14 protein-coding genes are annotated in these 14,192 nt (G+C 69.4%); 3 read left to right on the top strand and 11 right to left on the bottom strand.

Annotated features, from left to right (window positions below):
* The first annotated feature begins 12 nt into the window (after nucleotides 1-12).
* Nucleotides 13-2,352 (top strand): 5-methyltetrahydropteroyltriglutamate--homocysteine S-methyltransferase, encoded by a 2,340-nt coding sequence (gene metE / locus H1S04_RS00505; protein WP_181743615.1) that lies wholly within the window; start codon nucleotides 13-15, stop codon nucleotides 2,350-2,352.
* 41 nt (nucleotides 2,353-2,393) lie between these two features.
* Here the strand turns inward: metE and H1S04_RS00500 are convergent, their stop codons facing one another.
* A complete protein-coding gene (locus H1S04_RS00500) occupies nucleotides 2,394-3,716 on the bottom strand; it encodes a condensation domain-containing protein (RefSeq protein WP_181743614.1) in 1,323 nt (440 codons plus the stop codon).
* Nucleotides 3,717-3,868: 152 nt separating this feature from the next.
* Between H1S04_RS00500 and H1S04_RS00495 the strand changes: the two genes are divergently transcribed.
* Nucleotides 3,869-5,497 carry an AMP-binding protein gene (locus tag H1S04_RS00495; RefSeq protein ID WP_181743613.1) on the top strand — a complete coding sequence of 543 codons (1,629 nt, stop codon included), beginning with the start codon at nucleotides 3,869-3,871 and terminating at the stop codon, nucleotides 5,495-5,497.
* Nucleotides 5,494-5,736 (top strand): phosphopantetheine-binding protein, encoded by a 243-nt coding sequence (locus H1S04_RS00490; protein WP_181743612.1) that lies wholly within the window; start codon nucleotides 5,494-5,496, stop codon nucleotides 5,734-5,736. Before H1S04_RS00495 ends, H1S04_RS00490 begins: the two co-directional genes overlap by 4 nt.
* Nucleotides 5,737-5,955: 219 nt before the next feature.
* Here the strand turns inward: H1S04_RS00490 and H1S04_RS00485 are convergent, their stop codons facing one another.
* From H1S04_RS00485 to H1S04_RS00440, 10 genes are all read right to left on the bottom strand, one after another.
* Nucleotides 5,956-6,732, bottom strand: a complete 777-nt coding sequence (locus H1S04_RS00485) for an SDR family oxidoreductase (protein ID WP_181743611.1) — start codon at nucleotides 6,730-6,732, stop codon at nucleotides 5,956-5,958.
* Entirely contained in the window at nucleotides 6,732-7,376 is a 645-nt protein-coding gene (locus H1S04_RS00480; protein ID WP_181743610.1) for an isochorismatase family protein, read from the bottom strand. Before H1S04_RS00480 ends, H1S04_RS00485 begins: the two co-directional genes overlap by 1 nt.
* A gap of 7 nt (nucleotides 7,377-7,383) precedes the next feature.
* Complete coding sequence (locus H1S04_RS00475; RefSeq protein ID WP_181743609.1) at nucleotides 7,384-8,571, bottom strand: isochorismate synthase MenF; 1,188 nt, start codon at nucleotides 8,569-8,571, stop codon at nucleotides 7,384-7,386.
* A gap of 197 nt (nucleotides 8,572-8,768) precedes the next feature.
* On the bottom strand, nucleotides 8,769-9,512 hold the full coding sequence (locus H1S04_RS00470) for an ABC transporter permease (protein ID WP_181743608.1): 744 nt from the start codon (nucleotides 9,510-9,512) through the stop codon (nucleotides 8,769-8,771).
* Complete coding sequence (locus H1S04_RS00465) at nucleotides 9,509-10,231, bottom strand: ABC transporter ATP-binding protein (protein WP_181743607.1); 723 nt, start codon at nucleotides 10,229-10,231, stop codon at nucleotides 9,509-9,511. The genes H1S04_RS00470 and H1S04_RS00465 overlap by 4 nt, the downstream gene beginning before the upstream one ends.
* Nucleotides 10,228-10,905, bottom strand: a complete 678-nt coding sequence (locus H1S04_RS00460) for a TenA family protein (protein WP_181743606.1) — start codon at nucleotides 10,903-10,905, stop codon at nucleotides 10,228-10,230. The genes H1S04_RS00465 and H1S04_RS00460 overlap by 4 nt, the downstream gene beginning before the upstream one ends.
* A complete protein-coding gene (locus H1S04_RS00455; RefSeq protein ID WP_181743605.1) occupies nucleotides 10,902-11,849 on the bottom strand; it encodes an ABC transporter substrate-binding protein in 948 nt (315 codons plus the stop codon). The genes H1S04_RS00460 and H1S04_RS00455 overlap by 4 nt, the downstream gene beginning before the upstream one ends.
* Nucleotides 11,846-12,853, bottom strand: a complete 1,008-nt coding sequence (locus H1S04_RS00450) for a HesA/MoeB/ThiF family protein (protein ID WP_255435412.1) — start codon at nucleotides 12,851-12,853, stop codon at nucleotides 11,846-11,848. The genes H1S04_RS00455 and H1S04_RS00450 overlap by 4 nt, the downstream gene beginning before the upstream one ends.
* A complete protein-coding gene (locus tag H1S04_RS00445; RefSeq protein ID WP_181743604.1) occupies nucleotides 12,832-13,428 on the bottom strand; it encodes a thiamine phosphate synthase in 597 nt (198 codons plus the stop codon). Before H1S04_RS00445 ends, H1S04_RS00450 begins: the two co-directional genes overlap by 22 nt.
* Complete coding sequence (locus H1S04_RS00440; RefSeq protein ID WP_181743603.1) at nucleotides 13,425-14,189, bottom strand: thiazole synthase; 765 nt, start codon at nucleotides 14,187-14,189, stop codon at nucleotides 13,425-13,427. The genes H1S04_RS00445 and H1S04_RS00440 overlap by 4 nt, the downstream gene beginning before the upstream one ends.
* Between the last annotated feature and the right edge of the window lie 3 nt (nucleotides 14,190-14,192).

Raw genomic sequence — 14,192 nt, 5'->3', positions numbered from 1 at the left:
TCGGAGCGTATCATGGTCATTGCAGCAAATCTTGGTTTCCCTCGCATCGGCGCCCGGCGCGAACTGAAAACGGCGGTCGAGGCCTATTGGAAAGGCACCCTGTCCGAGGCCGAACTGGCCGCCGAAGGCGCTCGCCTGCGGGCGCATCACTGGCAGACCCAGCGGTCTGCCGGGATCACCACGATCCCGTCGAACGACTTCTCCTTCTATGATCAGGTGCTGGACACCACGGCGCTTCTGGGTGCGGTGCCCGAGCGCTTCGGTCCCGTGGCGGAACGCGTCACCCTGCCCCAGTATTTCGCCATGGCGCGCGGCACCGACGACGCCCCGGCGATGGAAATGACCAAGTGGTTTGACACCAATTATCACTACATTGTCCCGGAATTCACCAATGGCCAGACCTTTCGGCTGTCCTCGCTGAAGCCGGTCGAGGAGTTTCTGGAAGCCCGCGCGCTGGGGATCCACACCCGCCCGGTGCTGCTGGGGCCGGTCAGCTGGCTCAGCCTGGGCAAGGCCAAGGAAACCGGGCTCGGGGAGACCCGGCTGGACCCGCTGGCCTTTCTGCCCGCGATCCTGCCGATCTATGCCGATCTGCTGGCGCGTCTGGCGGCGGCCGGCGCCGACTGGGTGCAGATCGACGAGCCGGTGCTGGTCACCGATCTGTCCCCGGCCCAGACCCGCGCCTTCCGCAGCGCCTACGCGGCGCTCGCGGCGGCCGGCCCGAAACTGATGCTGGCCAGCTATTTCGGCGCGCTCGACGACAACCTCGATCTGGCGCTGTCGCTGCCGGTGGCGGGGCTGCATCTGGATCTGGTCCGCGCGCCGGAACAATTGGCCGGGCTGCTGGCCAAGGGCACCGACAAGGTGCTGTCGCTGGGTCTGGTCGATGGGCGCAACATCTGGCGCACCGATCTGGGCCGGGCGCTGGAACCGGCGCAGGCGGCAGTGCGGAAGTTCGGGGCGGACCGGATCCAGATCGCGCCCTCGTGTTCGCTGTTGCATGTCCCGGTGGATCTCGATGCCGAGACCGAGCTGGATGCCGAACTGACCTCGTGGCTGGCCTTCGCCGTGCAGAAGCTGGCCGAGGTCGCCACCCTGACGGCGACGCTGAACGGCACCGATACCCGCGCCGCGCTGGCGGCCAATGCGGCGGCGCTTGCCGCGCGCCGGGCCTCGCCGCGCATCCATGACCCGAAGGTCAAGGCCCGCAGCGCCGCCGTCACGCCGGCCGATCTCCGCCGGGCCTCGGCCTTTCCGGCACGCCGGGCGGCGCAGGCGGCGCGGCTGAAGCTGCCCGCCTTTCCGACCACCACCATCGGCTCCTTCCCGCAGACGACCGAGGTGCGGCGCGCCCGCGCCGATCATCGCAAGGGGCTGATCTCGGATGCGGAATACGACGCCTTCCTGAAGCGCGAAACCGCAGCCTGCATCGCCCGGCAGGAAGCGCTCGGCCTCGACCTGCTGGTCCATGGCGAGTTCGAGCGCAACGACATGGTCGAATATTTCGGCGAGCAACTGTCGGGTTACGCCTTCACCCGGCTGGGCTGGGTGCAAAGCTATGGCTCGCGCTGCGTCAAGCCGCCGCTGATCTTCGGCGATGTCTCGCGCCCGCAGCCGATGACCGTCGGCTGGTCGGCCTATGCCAGCTCGCTGAGCGATCTGCCGATGAAGGCGATGCTGACCGGCCCGGTCACCATCCTGCAATGGTCCTTCGTACGCGACGACCAGCCCCGATCCGAGACCTGCCGCCAGATCGCGCTGGCGATCCGCGACGAGGTGGCCGATCTGGAAGCCGCCGGGCTGCCGGCGATCCAGATCGACGAACCAGCCCTGCGCGAAGGGCTGCCCCTGCGCCGCCGGGACTGGGATGCCTATCTGGGCTGGGCGGTGGACTGCTTCCGGCTCGCCTCGGCCCCGGTCCGCGACGACACCCAGATCCACACCCATATGTGCTATGCCGAGTTCAACGACATCATGCCCGCCATCGCGGCGCTGGATGCCGATGTGATCTCGGTCGAGACCTCGCGCTCGGATATGGAGTTGCTCAAGGCTTTCGGCGATTTCGCCTATCCGAACGAGATCGGGCCGGGGGTCTGGGACATTCATGCCCCGCGCGTCCCCGCAGTCGATGAGATGGTCGTGCTGCTGCGCAAGGCGGCCAGCGTGATCCCGGAGGACCGGCTGTGGGTCAACCCCGATTGCGGGCTGAAGACGCGCGGCTGGCCGGAAACCCAGGCATCGCTGACCAACCTTGTCGCCGCGGCGCGGCGGCTCCGTCAGGGCGACGTGACGCCGTTGCCGGTCGAGCCGGGACGGTCCCAACCTGTCGCCTGCGGCTGCGGGGCGCATTGATCCAAGGCGCGGCTGGCCGGTCCCCGGCCAGCCGGATGACTTCAGACCGCCATGGCGTCGGCAACCTGCACCAGTGCCTGCAACGCCTGCTCCAGCCATCCCTCGAACCCTGCCACGCGGACGGGAAAGCTGTCACGGGACTGGGTTGCCGGATCGGCCTCGATCGCGGCGCGGATGCCCGCACCCGCACCGTCGGCCAGAAACGAGATATTGAAGCCGTCGCCCGGCCCCGCCGCCAGCACATGGCGGGTGGCGACCAGCCCCGGAAAGCGCGGCGGCGCGAAAGGCATCACATTGATGAGCGGGGTGAAATGGAAACGGTGCCCGGCGGACAATCCGCAATCGCGGGCCATCTCCTCGATCCGGTAGCGGCCGTGGCGGCGATGGCGGCGCAGATCGCGCGCCATCCTGCCCAGCAGCGCGACAAGCGGCTCATCCGGTTGGGGGGTGACGATCAGCGGCAGGATGTTCACCACCATCGCCGGAATATTGGCGCTGACACTGCCCATCCTGCTCATATAGGGCAGCCAGATCGGCAGGGGGGACAGGGGGTCCGCGCGGTCGGGATCGTGCAGCGCCAGCCAGGCGCCCGAGATCAGCGTCAACGTGTCCGCCCAACTGAGCCGCAGGCGCGCGGCCGCAGCCTGCAGATCATGCTCGAAGGCCGTGCCGGGCGCAAACGCGGCGCACAGGGGTGCGGCGCCGTAGTCCTCGGCCCCCTTGCGCAGCACCGGCAGGGCGGCACGGAAGGGGGCGAGCTGTTCCTGCCAATAGGCGCGGTCCTGCGCGCAGGCCGCGCTGGCGTGATAGGCGGCGTCCTCGGCCAGGAAATCCGCCAGCCGCCCGAAAGGCGCGCCCGCATCGGAATGGCCTGTCAGATGGGCATAAAGCTGCGCCGCCCGCCCCTCGATCAGCGACATGCCGTAGCCATCGAGGATCATGTGATGGCCACGGAAATACCACGCCCACCGATCCTCACCGAGGCGCAACAGCATCTGCGCCGACAAGGGCTGGCGGCGCAGATCCAGCACCGCGTCGATATCTGCGCGCATTACCGCCTGCGCGGCCGCCCAGGGGTCGGCTTCGGCGCGCAGATCATGCCGCAGAACTTGCGGAACGCGCCCCCGATCGATGCGCTGCCATACACGGCCATCGGCACCCTCGCGAAAGGTCAGCGCCAGGGTGTCGGCCTCGGCCGCCGTCCGGGTCAGGGCGGCGATCAGCGCCGCCTCGTCCAGCGGTCCCCGCAGTTCCAGACAATGCGCCACCGTCGAGACGGGTTGTTCGGGATGGAAGACGAACTCCTCCCAGAAATCCATCTGACCGGCGGTCAGCGGCTGCCATTCGGGTCGTTCTTCGCGCATCTTCAAAAGCCTATCCTTGATCGGCGTCCGTTCGCCGGTCGCAACTTGACAATAGGCTAGAAAATTACTCAGTTATTCGCGCCAGTCAATTCGATGCTTTCCCGGCGTCGGCCGCGCCAGCAGAATATCGCAACCCTGCCGCCGAGGACCCCGTGCCGATCGCCTATACCCGTTTCCCCCCCGACCTTGCCGCGCGCTATCGCGCCCGCGGCTACTGGATCGACCAACCGCTGACCCGCGCGCTGGATGCGCAGGCTGCCGCCCGACCCGAGGCGATCGCCGTGATCGAGGGCGCGGACCAGCTCACCTACGCCCATATCGCACAGGCATCGGCGAATCTGGCCGACCGGCTGCGTGCGCGGGGCCTCGGTCCCGGTGACAGGGCGGTGGTGCAGCTGCCCAATTGCGCCGAATTCGTCATTGTCTTCCACGCCCTCCTCCGCGCCGGCATTGCCCCGGTCAACGCCATCTTCACCCATCGCCAGCTGGAAATGACCAGCTATGTCGACCAGCTGCGCCCGGCGCTGCTGATCGGCGATGCCAGCCATGAGCTGTTCGCCGACGCGCGCTTCCTGATCGCGCTGGAGGCCGGCGGCATCCGGCCCGATCTGGTGATCCTGCGTGGCGGCGCGCAGACAGGGGGGCTGGACGACTGGTTGCGCCCGACCGGCCGGCCCGCGCAGCCGCCGACCCCGACCGCGGCCGATGAGGTCGCCTTCTTCCAGCTGTCGGGCGGCAGCACCGGCACGCCGAAGCTGATCCCGCGCACCCATAACGATTACGATTACAGCATCCGTGCCAGTGCCGAAATCTGTGGCCTGACACCCGAGACCCGCTTTCTGTGCGCGTTGCCCGCCGCGCATAATTTCACCCTCAGCTCGCCCGGCATTCTTGGCGTGTTTCACGCCGGTGGCACCGTCGTCATGGCTCCCGGCCCCGAGCCCGTCGCCGGCTTCGATCTGATCGCCCGGCACCGGATCGATCTGGCCGCGCTGGTGCCTTCGGCCGTGCAGCTGTGGCTGAGCCATGCCGAGGTCCATGGCGCGCCCCGCCCGCTGCGCCGCCTGCTGGTGGGGGGCGCCAGTTTCGCCCCCGCCCTGGCCGCGCGTGTGCCGGAGGTCCTGCGCGCCGATCTGCAACAGGTCTTCGGCATGGCAGAGGGGCTGGTCAACTATACCCGCCCCGGCGATGAAGCCGAGACCACGTTCACCACCCAGGGGCGCCCGATCAGCCCGGACGACGAGATCCGTGTGCTCGACCCCGAGGATGGCCGGCCGGTGCCCGACGGCCAGCCCGGCGCCCTGGCCGTGCGCGGCCCCTATACCTGCCGCGGCTATTATCAAAGCCCCGGCCATAACGCGCAGGCATTTGACGCGGAGGGGTTTTATCATTCCGGCGATCTGGTGGTGCGGCGCGCCGACGGCTATCTGCGGGTGGTCGGGCGGATCAAGGATCAGATCAACCGCGGCGGTGAAAAGATCGCCGCCGAGGAAATCGAGGCGCTGCTGCTGCGCCACCCTGCCATTCGTCAGGCGGCGCTGATCGCCCGACCCGACGCCGCGATGGGCGAGCGCAGTGTTGCGGTGATCGTCAGCACCGAGGCGGTGAAACCCTCGGCCCTGCGCCGCCATCTCAGCGCGGCGGGGCTGGCCAGATACAAGCTGCCCGACCAGTTCCGCCGTCTCGACTCCTTGCCGCTGACACCCATCGGCAAGACCGACAAGCGCCGACTGCGCGCATTGCTGGAAGAACAGGATCACGAAGAAGGAGCCCTGACATGACCGAACCGCTGAACCGCGCCTGGCTGGCCGCCCAGATCGCCCGGATGATCGAGGATGACGATGAGGTCGGCCCCGATGAAAGCCTGGTCCTGTTCGGGCTGGATTCGATCCGGGTGATGGAATTTGCCAGCCTGCTGAAGACGCAGGGCATTGCCGTCACCTTCGAGGAATTGATCCGCCAGCCCACCCCCAACGCCTGGTGGTCGCTGATCGAGACCCGCCGCCCCCGCGCCGCCTGAGCGGGCAGCGCAATCGCCACGGCAGGGCAACGCTGCGCCGTGGCGCCCTTGCGTCGTTCCTGCCGCTGTCGGCGCAACCCGCGGCCCATATGCGTCCCGCGCCACCAAGGCGCGGCACATGAGACGCTCCCCAGCCGCCGACCGCTGAACACGGTTTGCGGGTGCCGCGCCGCGGGATGGATCGGCCCGCAGCCCGAGGCCCGGCTGCGGCGATGGACTTCAGGCACGCAGGGTCGCGCCGCCGTCGACGTAAAGATCGGCCATGGTGACGTGGCCGGCCTGATCCGACAGCAGGAACATCGCCGCCCGGGCGATATCCTGCGGCGTTGCAAGCTTGCCCAGCGGGATGCCGGCGCGAAACTTGGCCGCGTCGCCCGCGATCACCGCCGCCGCCCCGGCATGCGGGTCGTCCCACATGGCGGTCTGCATCGGCGTCAGGGTCGATCCGGGCGCGACCAGATTGCAGCGAATGCCTTCGGCCGCCAGTTCCAGCCCCGCCGCGCGGGTCAGCATCGCCGCCGCCGCCTTCGAGGCGCCATAGGCACCGATCCCCAGCCGCGGCACGCCACCCGCGTTCGAGCCGATGACCACGATCGCCCCGCGCCGCTGCGGCCGCATCGCCCGCCCGAAGACCTGCAGCATGTTCAGCGTCCCGCCCGCATTGATGTCGATCAGCCGCTGCCAGTCCTCTGCCGGCATCTCCATCAAAGGCTGAACGGCGAGGATCCCCGCCGCGTGAACCCCCAGCGACAGCGGCCCGTGCAGACGCGCGGCCTCGGCTGCGAGTTCGGCGGCGCGGACAGGGTCGCGCACATCGAGAGGGCGCCAGACAACACCCTCGTCCCCGGCCGCGTCCAGCGATGCCAGCGCCGTGTCGGTATCGGTGGCCAGCACCCGCGCACCAGCGGCTGCCAGTTCGGCCACCAGCGCCCGGCCGATGCCGCCCGCCGCGCCGGTGACCAGGGCGCTTTCGCCGTCAAATCCGGTCAGACGCATCAACGCTCTCCCTCCATACGGCGGAGCAGCGCGTCGGTTCCCAGCGGCACCCCGCAGCAGGCGGCGATCCAGCCCATCGCCATGTCCTGGCGGGTGCGGTCAAAATCGGCCTGCGCATCGAAGACCGCGAAGGGCTGGATGTCGCGCTGGAACGCCTCGGCGGCGGTGGCAAGACAGCCGATATGGGCGTAGATCCCGGTGATCGCCAGCTGATCACGGCCGCGCGCCCGCATCAGTTCGGCCAGGTCCGAGCGCTGGAAGGCGCTGTAGCGGTGCTTGACCAGCACCCGGTCGCCCGGCTGCGGGGTCAGGGCCGCCACGATCTCCTCATGTTCGGGGATGGCGCGCATCCCCGGCCCCCAGAGATCGGCCTGAAGTCCGCGATCGGGCCGGAACTGATCGCCCTTCTGGGCGGTATAGAAGACCGGTATGCCAACCGCCCGCGCGGCCTTGGCCAACCGGGCGATGTTGCCGATCACCTGCCCCAGCGGTGCGTCGCCCTCGCCGTAGGGGGCGCAGAAATAGCGCTGCATGTCATGGATCAGCAGCGCCAGCCGGGCCGGTTCGGGCTGCCAGGGCGCACGGGGCGCCGGAATGTCGGATGCGACCGGAAGCGGATAGGCCGCGATATTGGGAAGCGCCATGATGTCCTCAGAATTCGCTGGTGGCGGGGGGCATGCCGGTATCGCCGGGCAGGCCCAGAACCTGCAGCATGGCGCCGAATTTCGCCCCGGTTTCGGCGGCTTCGGCGGCCGGTTCCGACCCCGGCACGATGCCCGCCCCGGCATAAAGCCGCGCGTAGGGGCCGCAGATATCGGCGCAGCGGATCGCCACATACCAGCTGCCATCGCCGCCCGCGCCCAGATCGCACCAGCCGACGGCGCCGGCATAGAAGGCGCGCTCGACCGGTTCCAGTTGCTGGATCAGCCCGGCGGCGCGGGCGCAGGGCATGCCGCAGACGGCGGGCGTGGGATGCAGCATCGCCGCCAGCAGGACCGCGGGGTGTGCGGGATCGCGCAAGCTGCCCTCGATCCGGGTGCCGAGATGCCACATGCTGCGGGTGCCGGTGATGACCGTGCCCTCGGGGCAGGTCAGGCGCGTGCAATACGGCGCCAGCGTGTCGAGTATATATTCCACCACGATCGCATGTTCGCGCCGGTCCTTCTCCGAAGCCTGCAACCTTTCGCGGGCCAGCCGGTCCAGTTCGGGATCGGCCTGCCGACGCGCCGATCCGGCCAGCGGATGGGACGAGATGCGCGCCCCGGCCTTGTCGATCAGCAATTCCGGCGTGGCCCCGATCAGCGCCCGGCCGGTCCAGCCGCCATGCCGGGGGTCGTCGGGCAGCATGACCCGGAAGGCGGTGACGCTCTGGTCCTCGGCGATGCGCCGGAAGGTGCCGTCCTGCGGGATGGGGCCATCAGCCTCGACCGCGAGGGTGCGCGCCAGAACGACCTTCGACAGCGCCGGCTCGCTGCGATCCATGATCCGCAACGCATGCGCGACCGAGGCGGCATAGAGCGTGGGCGACGGCTCGGCGCGGATGTCGCGATAGGCAAGGTCGGGGGGCGCGGCCACCTCGCGGGCAGGCGCATGGCGGCTGACCTGCCTGGCCTGCCACAGATAGTCGTGATCCTGACGGCTGAAGGGCAAGGCCCCGCCGATCAGGCAGCGGTCCCCGGCGCCGATCACGGGCAGGCGGCTTTCCAGCGTATCGGCACTGCCGCGCGGCACCGGCTGGCCGGCGCCACGGCCATGGATCTGGCCGCTCGGGCCTGAGAAGGAAAAGATCGTGGGTTCGCAGTCCTGCGCACAGGACATGTCATCTGAATTCTGGATCATGGAAATCTCGCGACCGGCTTCGCCACCGCCCTGAAATCGGCTTGCGCCGAAAGTTGCTGGGAAAAGGTCGCGAGGCGGGACCGAAGGTTCCGCCGGGGCTGCCGAGTGCGGCACCATCTTATGGGGCGCAGGCAAAGTCAACTGCCTGATGCGCGGATCTGCGGGATCGCGCCAGCCCCCGCCGACGCCGGCCGCCGCTAGCCGAACCGCGCAAAAACCCGCCCGACCAGCCACGAAATCGCGCCGTGAAACGCCAGTGCCATCAGCGTCACCAGCGCCAGCGCCGCGAAGCTCAGGTCGATGCGCATCCGGCCGTTGGCGTGGATCATCACCGCGCCCAACCCCTCTGAGCCGCCGACCCATTCGCCGATCACCGCCCCGATCGGCGCATAGATCGCCGCCAGTTTCAGCCCGCTGCCCAGCATCGGCAGCGCCATCGGCACGCGGATGTGCCACATCTCGCGCCGCGCGCTTGCACCCATGCTGCGCGCCAGATCCAGACAGGCGGCCGGGCAGCGCATCAGCCCGTCATGGAAGGCCGACGCCACCGGGAAGAAGCAGATCAGCGCCGTCACCGCGATCTTGGGTGCCATCCCATAGCCCAGCCACAGGGTCAGGATCGGCGCCAGCGCGAAGATCGGAACCACCTGCGAGATCAGCAGCACCGGCCGCAGCCCCGCCGCCAGCCGTGGCCAGACCGCCATGCCGACCGCCAGCGCCGCGCCAAGGCTGGCGCCAAGGGCGAAACCGGCGAGGATCTCGGCCAGGGTGCGCAGGGCGGCGGCGGCAAGGACCTGGTGATGGCCGATAAGGGCCGCCAGCACCGCGCCCGGCCCCGGCAGCAGGAAGGGTGGCAGCCCGGTCAGCAGGATCAACGCCTGCCAGCCAAGCAGCAGGGCCGCCGTCACCATGATCACCGTCCCGGCGCGCCGCGCCCTCATGCGCTGTCCTGCGCCATCAGCCGCGCCATCAGCGCGCCCTGACAGGCCAGCACCCGAGGATCATCCGGCGCCCGCGGCGCAGGGCTGCGGGGCGCCTCGGTCAGGGTCAGGCCGCCGGCGGTCAGCACGGCGATGCGGTCGGACAGCCGCGCCGCCTCGGCCGGGTCATGGGTGACCATCAGCACCGTGCGCCCGCAGAGCAGTTCCGCCGCCAGATCCTGCATTGCCAGCCGAAGCCGCATGTCGAGGGCCGAAAAGGGTTCGTCGAGCAGCACCAGCGGCCGGTCCTCCATCAGGGTGCGCGCCAGCGCCACGCGCTGACGCTGGCCGCCGGACAGCTGCGCGGGGCGCTTGTGCGCATGGTCCTGAAGACCGGTGCGGATCAGGATGTCGTCCAGCCGCGCCGCATCGGCGCGGGTGCCGCGCAACCGCGACCCGAGCGCCGCATTCTGACGCACGTCCAGCCATGGCAGCAGTCCCGGATCCTGCGCCATCAGCGCCACCGGCAGGGGATTGTCGATCCGGCCCGCGAAGCGGCCGCCGATCGGCAGCCCGGCCAGCAGCCGCAGCAGCGTCGACTTGCCAACGCCGGAATCGCCCAGAAGCGCGGTCCATGTCCCCCGCGGCAGCGTCAGCCGGAGCGGCGGGAACAGCGGCCGCTCCCCGATCCGCACCTGCCCCGACAGGCCGATCGTTCCCTGCGCGGCCGGAGCGTTCATGGCTGTCCCAGCTCCCAGAATACAGCCTCGAGCCGGGTGGCAGTGGCGAAGCGATGGGCGAGTTGCCCCCAGCGCGGCAAGGTCTCGGGCGCTGGGCCCAGCCGGTCGGCCACCGCGCGGTCGATCAGCGTTCCGGTGTCGCGGCACATCTGCTGATAACCGGCGCCGCCATAGGTCTCGATCCAGTCGCGATAAGGCGTGTCGCGGTCTTGCGCGATCAGACGCGCACCGATCTCGCCATAGCCCAGCACGCAGGGCGCCAGCGCCGCAAGCAGGTCGAGGAAATCGCCAGAATAGCCCACCTCCAGCACATAACGGGTATAGGCGAGGTTCTGCGGCGCTTCCTCCGTCGCTGCCAGCGCCGCGCGGGGGATGCCGGCGGCCTCGCAGATGCCGGTATGCAGCGCCATCTCGCCATGCAGCAGCCCGTGGACGGTGGCACTGGCGGCCTGCATCTCGGCCATGGAACCGGCCTTGACCACGGCCAGCGACCAGGCACGGGCGAAATTAATCAGGAAAACATAGTCCTGCCGCAGATAGTTCAGAAATCCCTCGCGCGGCAGGCTGCCATCTGCAAGCCCTTCGACGAAGGCATGGCGGGTATAGGCCTGCCAGGGGTCCGCGCAGGCATCGCGCCACAGGGCGAAACTGCGGCCATAATCGGGCGCGCTCATTCTTCCGCCCCCGGATCCAGCGCCAGCGCCGAGACCGGCAGCACGCTGTCGACCAGTCCGGCCTCGTTCAGGAACGCCTCGAACCGGGCATAGCGGCCGTGATCCAGTGCCGCCGGGCTGTGGGCGAAACGCGGCAGCGTGTCGGCCCAGGCCTGCGTGTTCAATTCGTCCGAGAGATCCGGCGCCGAGGCCGCGAACACCGCCTGCGCGTCCTTCGGGTGGTTCAGCATGTATTCGGTGCCGCGCTCGATCGCGGCGAGAAAGCGGCTGATGCGGTCGCGATCCAGCGTCTTGGAATTGGCGATGAAGATCAGCTCGTCATAGCTCGGCAGGCCCTGCTCCTCTGGGTAGAAGCAGCGTCCCTCGGTGCCGGCCAGTCGCATCTGCGTCAGTTCGAAATTGCGGAAGGCGCCGATCACCGCGTCGACCTGATCGGTCAGCAGTGCCGGCGTCAGCGACCAGTTCACGTTGACCATCTGGATATCCTCCAGCCCCAGCCCTGCCGGCCGCAACATGGCCGCCAGCACCGCGTTCTCGACCCCGGCGACAGAATAGCCGACCTTGCGGCCCTTCAGATCGGCGATGCTCTGCACCGGGCCGTCGGCCTTGACCATCAGGCAGTTCAGCGGCGTCGCCACCAGCGTGCCGACGCGGATCACCGGCAGCCCCTCATGGACCTGCAGGTGAAGCTGCGGCTGATAGCTGACGGCCAGATCCGCCTTGCCGGCCGCCACCAGCTTCGGCGGCTCAGCCGGATCGGCTGGGGCGATGATTTCGACCTCCAGCCCCTGATCGGCGAAGAAGCCCTTCTCCTGCGCCAGAACGATCGGGGCGTGGTCGGGGTTCACATACCAGTCGAGGATCAGCGTCAGCTTGTCCTGCGCCATGGCCGGCAGCGCGAAAGTCAGGCCTGCCAGCAGGGCCGCAAGGCGGATGGGGGTCATCGGGTCTCTCCTTCAGGGATATCGGGTGTGTCGGCCAGCAGGGCGATTTCGCCCGGCCAGACAGCGCGCAGGCGGTCGGCGGCGCGCCAGGCGCGCAGACCGGACCGGCAGGCCAGCACCGCCCGCTGACCGGGCGCAGGCAGCGGACCGCCGGGGCCGAAATCGGCGACCGTCAGGCGCCGGGCATGAGGGGCAGCGGGGATCGGCGCCTCGACCGCGTCGCGCAGATCGGCAACGAAATCGTCGGCGCCGACATCGGTGCGGGCCACGAAGCGATGGGGGGCTTCGGGTTCGGGCGCGGCGTCGAAGCGAAAGGCAGAGCTGCGATAATCGTCCAGATCGAGGCGCATCAGCTGCCCCAGCGGCGAAGGCGTCAGCCCCAGCATCACCGCCAGCGCCATCTGCGCCTGCAGGGCCCCCAGCACCCCGACCACCGGACCCAGCACGCCGGCACTGGCACAGGTGGCCAGACTGTCCGGCAGATCGGGAAACACCGCGCGAAGCGAGGGCGCGCCGCCGCAAAAGCCACCGACATAGCCCGACAGTCCCAGCGCCGAGGCCGAGATCAGCGGCTTTCTCGCCGCGAAGCACAGGTCCGACAGCATGTAGCTGGCGGCGAAACTGTCGGCGCAATCCAGCACCATATCGGCATCGGCCACCAGCGCGGGCGCATTGGCGGGCGTCGCCCATGCCACATGTGGCGTCACCTTTACGGCCGGGTTCAGCGCCCGCAGAAAATCCGCCGCCACCTGCGCCTTCGGCTGGCCGAGGGCCGGCCCATAAATGGGCTGGCGATGGAGGTTGGTCTCCTCGACCCGGTCGGGATCAACCAGCGTGATCCGGCCGACGCCCGCACCCGCCAGATACTGGATCGCGGGCACGCCAAGGCCGCCCGCGCCCACCACCAGCACCTGCGTCGCAGCGATGCGCGCCTGTCCCGCTGCGCCGATCTCGGGCAGGATCTGCTGGCGTGCATAGCGGGTCATGCCGTCACCCGCAGCCATTCGCGGACCCGCGCCTCGGGGTCGGGGTTCAGGGTGATGTCGGTCACGGCCGAGGCCACATCCGCCCCGGCGGCGAAGGCCAGCACGGCGCGTTCTGGCGTCAGCCCGCCAATGGCGACCAGCGGCACATCGCCGATCAGCGCCTTCCATTCCGTCAGTTTTTCAACGCCTTGCTGGTGCCATTTCATCTTCTTCAGGATCGTCGGCCAGACCGGACCCAGTGCGATGTAATCGGGGCGCAGCGCCCGCGCGCGGGCCAGTTCCTCCGTGTCATGGGTCGAAATTCCCAGCCGCAGACCGCCCTCGCGGATCGCGTCCAGATCGGCGCGGTCCAGATCCTCCTGTCCCAGATGGACCCAGTCGCAGCCCTCCTCCAGCGCGATCTGCCAGTGGTCATTGACCACCAGAATGGCCCCCGCCGCACGGCACAGGTCACGCGCCCGGCGGATCTGGTCGCGCAGATCGGCGGGCGCGCGATCCTTCAGCCGCAGCTGCACCAGGCGGACGCCCAAGGGCAGCATCCGCGCCAGCCAGTCGGCATCGTCGAAGATCGGGTAGAAGCGCGGCAGGATCATTCCAGAAAGGCCTTTCCGATCACCGGGGTCGAGGGGGCCGCCATATCGCGGGCTTCCATCGGATCAGCGGCAAAGGCGGCGCGCCCGGCCTCGACCGCCAGTGCCATGGCGCGTGCCATCGCGGCCGGATCGCCCGCGCAGGCCACGGCGCTGTTCAGCAGCACCGCGTCAAAGCCCATCTCCATCGCCTGCGCGGCATGAGAGGGCAGACCGATCCCGGCATCGACCACCAGCGGCACCTGCGGGAAATGCGCGCGCAGGCTGCGCAGCCCATAGGCATTGTTGATCCCCCGACCCGAGCCGATGGGCGCCCCCCAGGGCATCAGCACCTGACAGCCGGCGTCCAGAAGGCGGCCGCAGACGCTCAGATCCTCGGTGCAATAGGGAAAGACCTCGAAGCCATCGGCGGACAGGATCGCGGCGGCCTCGATCAGGGCCACCACGTCGGGCTGCAGGGTGTCGGCATGGCCGATCACCTCCAGCTTGATCCACGCGGTGCCGAACAGTTCGCGGGCCATATGGGCGGTGGTCACGGCCTCCTTCACGCTGTGGCAGCCGGCAGTATTGGGCAGGATGCGCGCGCCGAGGCCGGAAACGAGATCCCAGAACCCCTGCCCGCCCCCGGCCTCGCGGCGCAGGCTGACGGTGGCGATACCGGGGCGCGCGGCGCGGAAGGCCTCGGCCAGGATCGCCGGCGACGGGTATTGCGCCGTGCCCAGCATCAGCGCGCTGGCGATTTCGGTGCCATAGAAGACCGGCATCGT

The organism is Paracoccus sp. S1E-3, assembly GCF_013868135.1.
In the GTDB taxonomy this organism is placed as follows: domain Bacteria; phylum Pseudomonadota; class Alphaproteobacteria; order Rhodobacterales; family Rhodobacteraceae; genus Paracoccus.
This window is presented reverse-complemented; position numbering and strand designations above follow the sequence as displayed.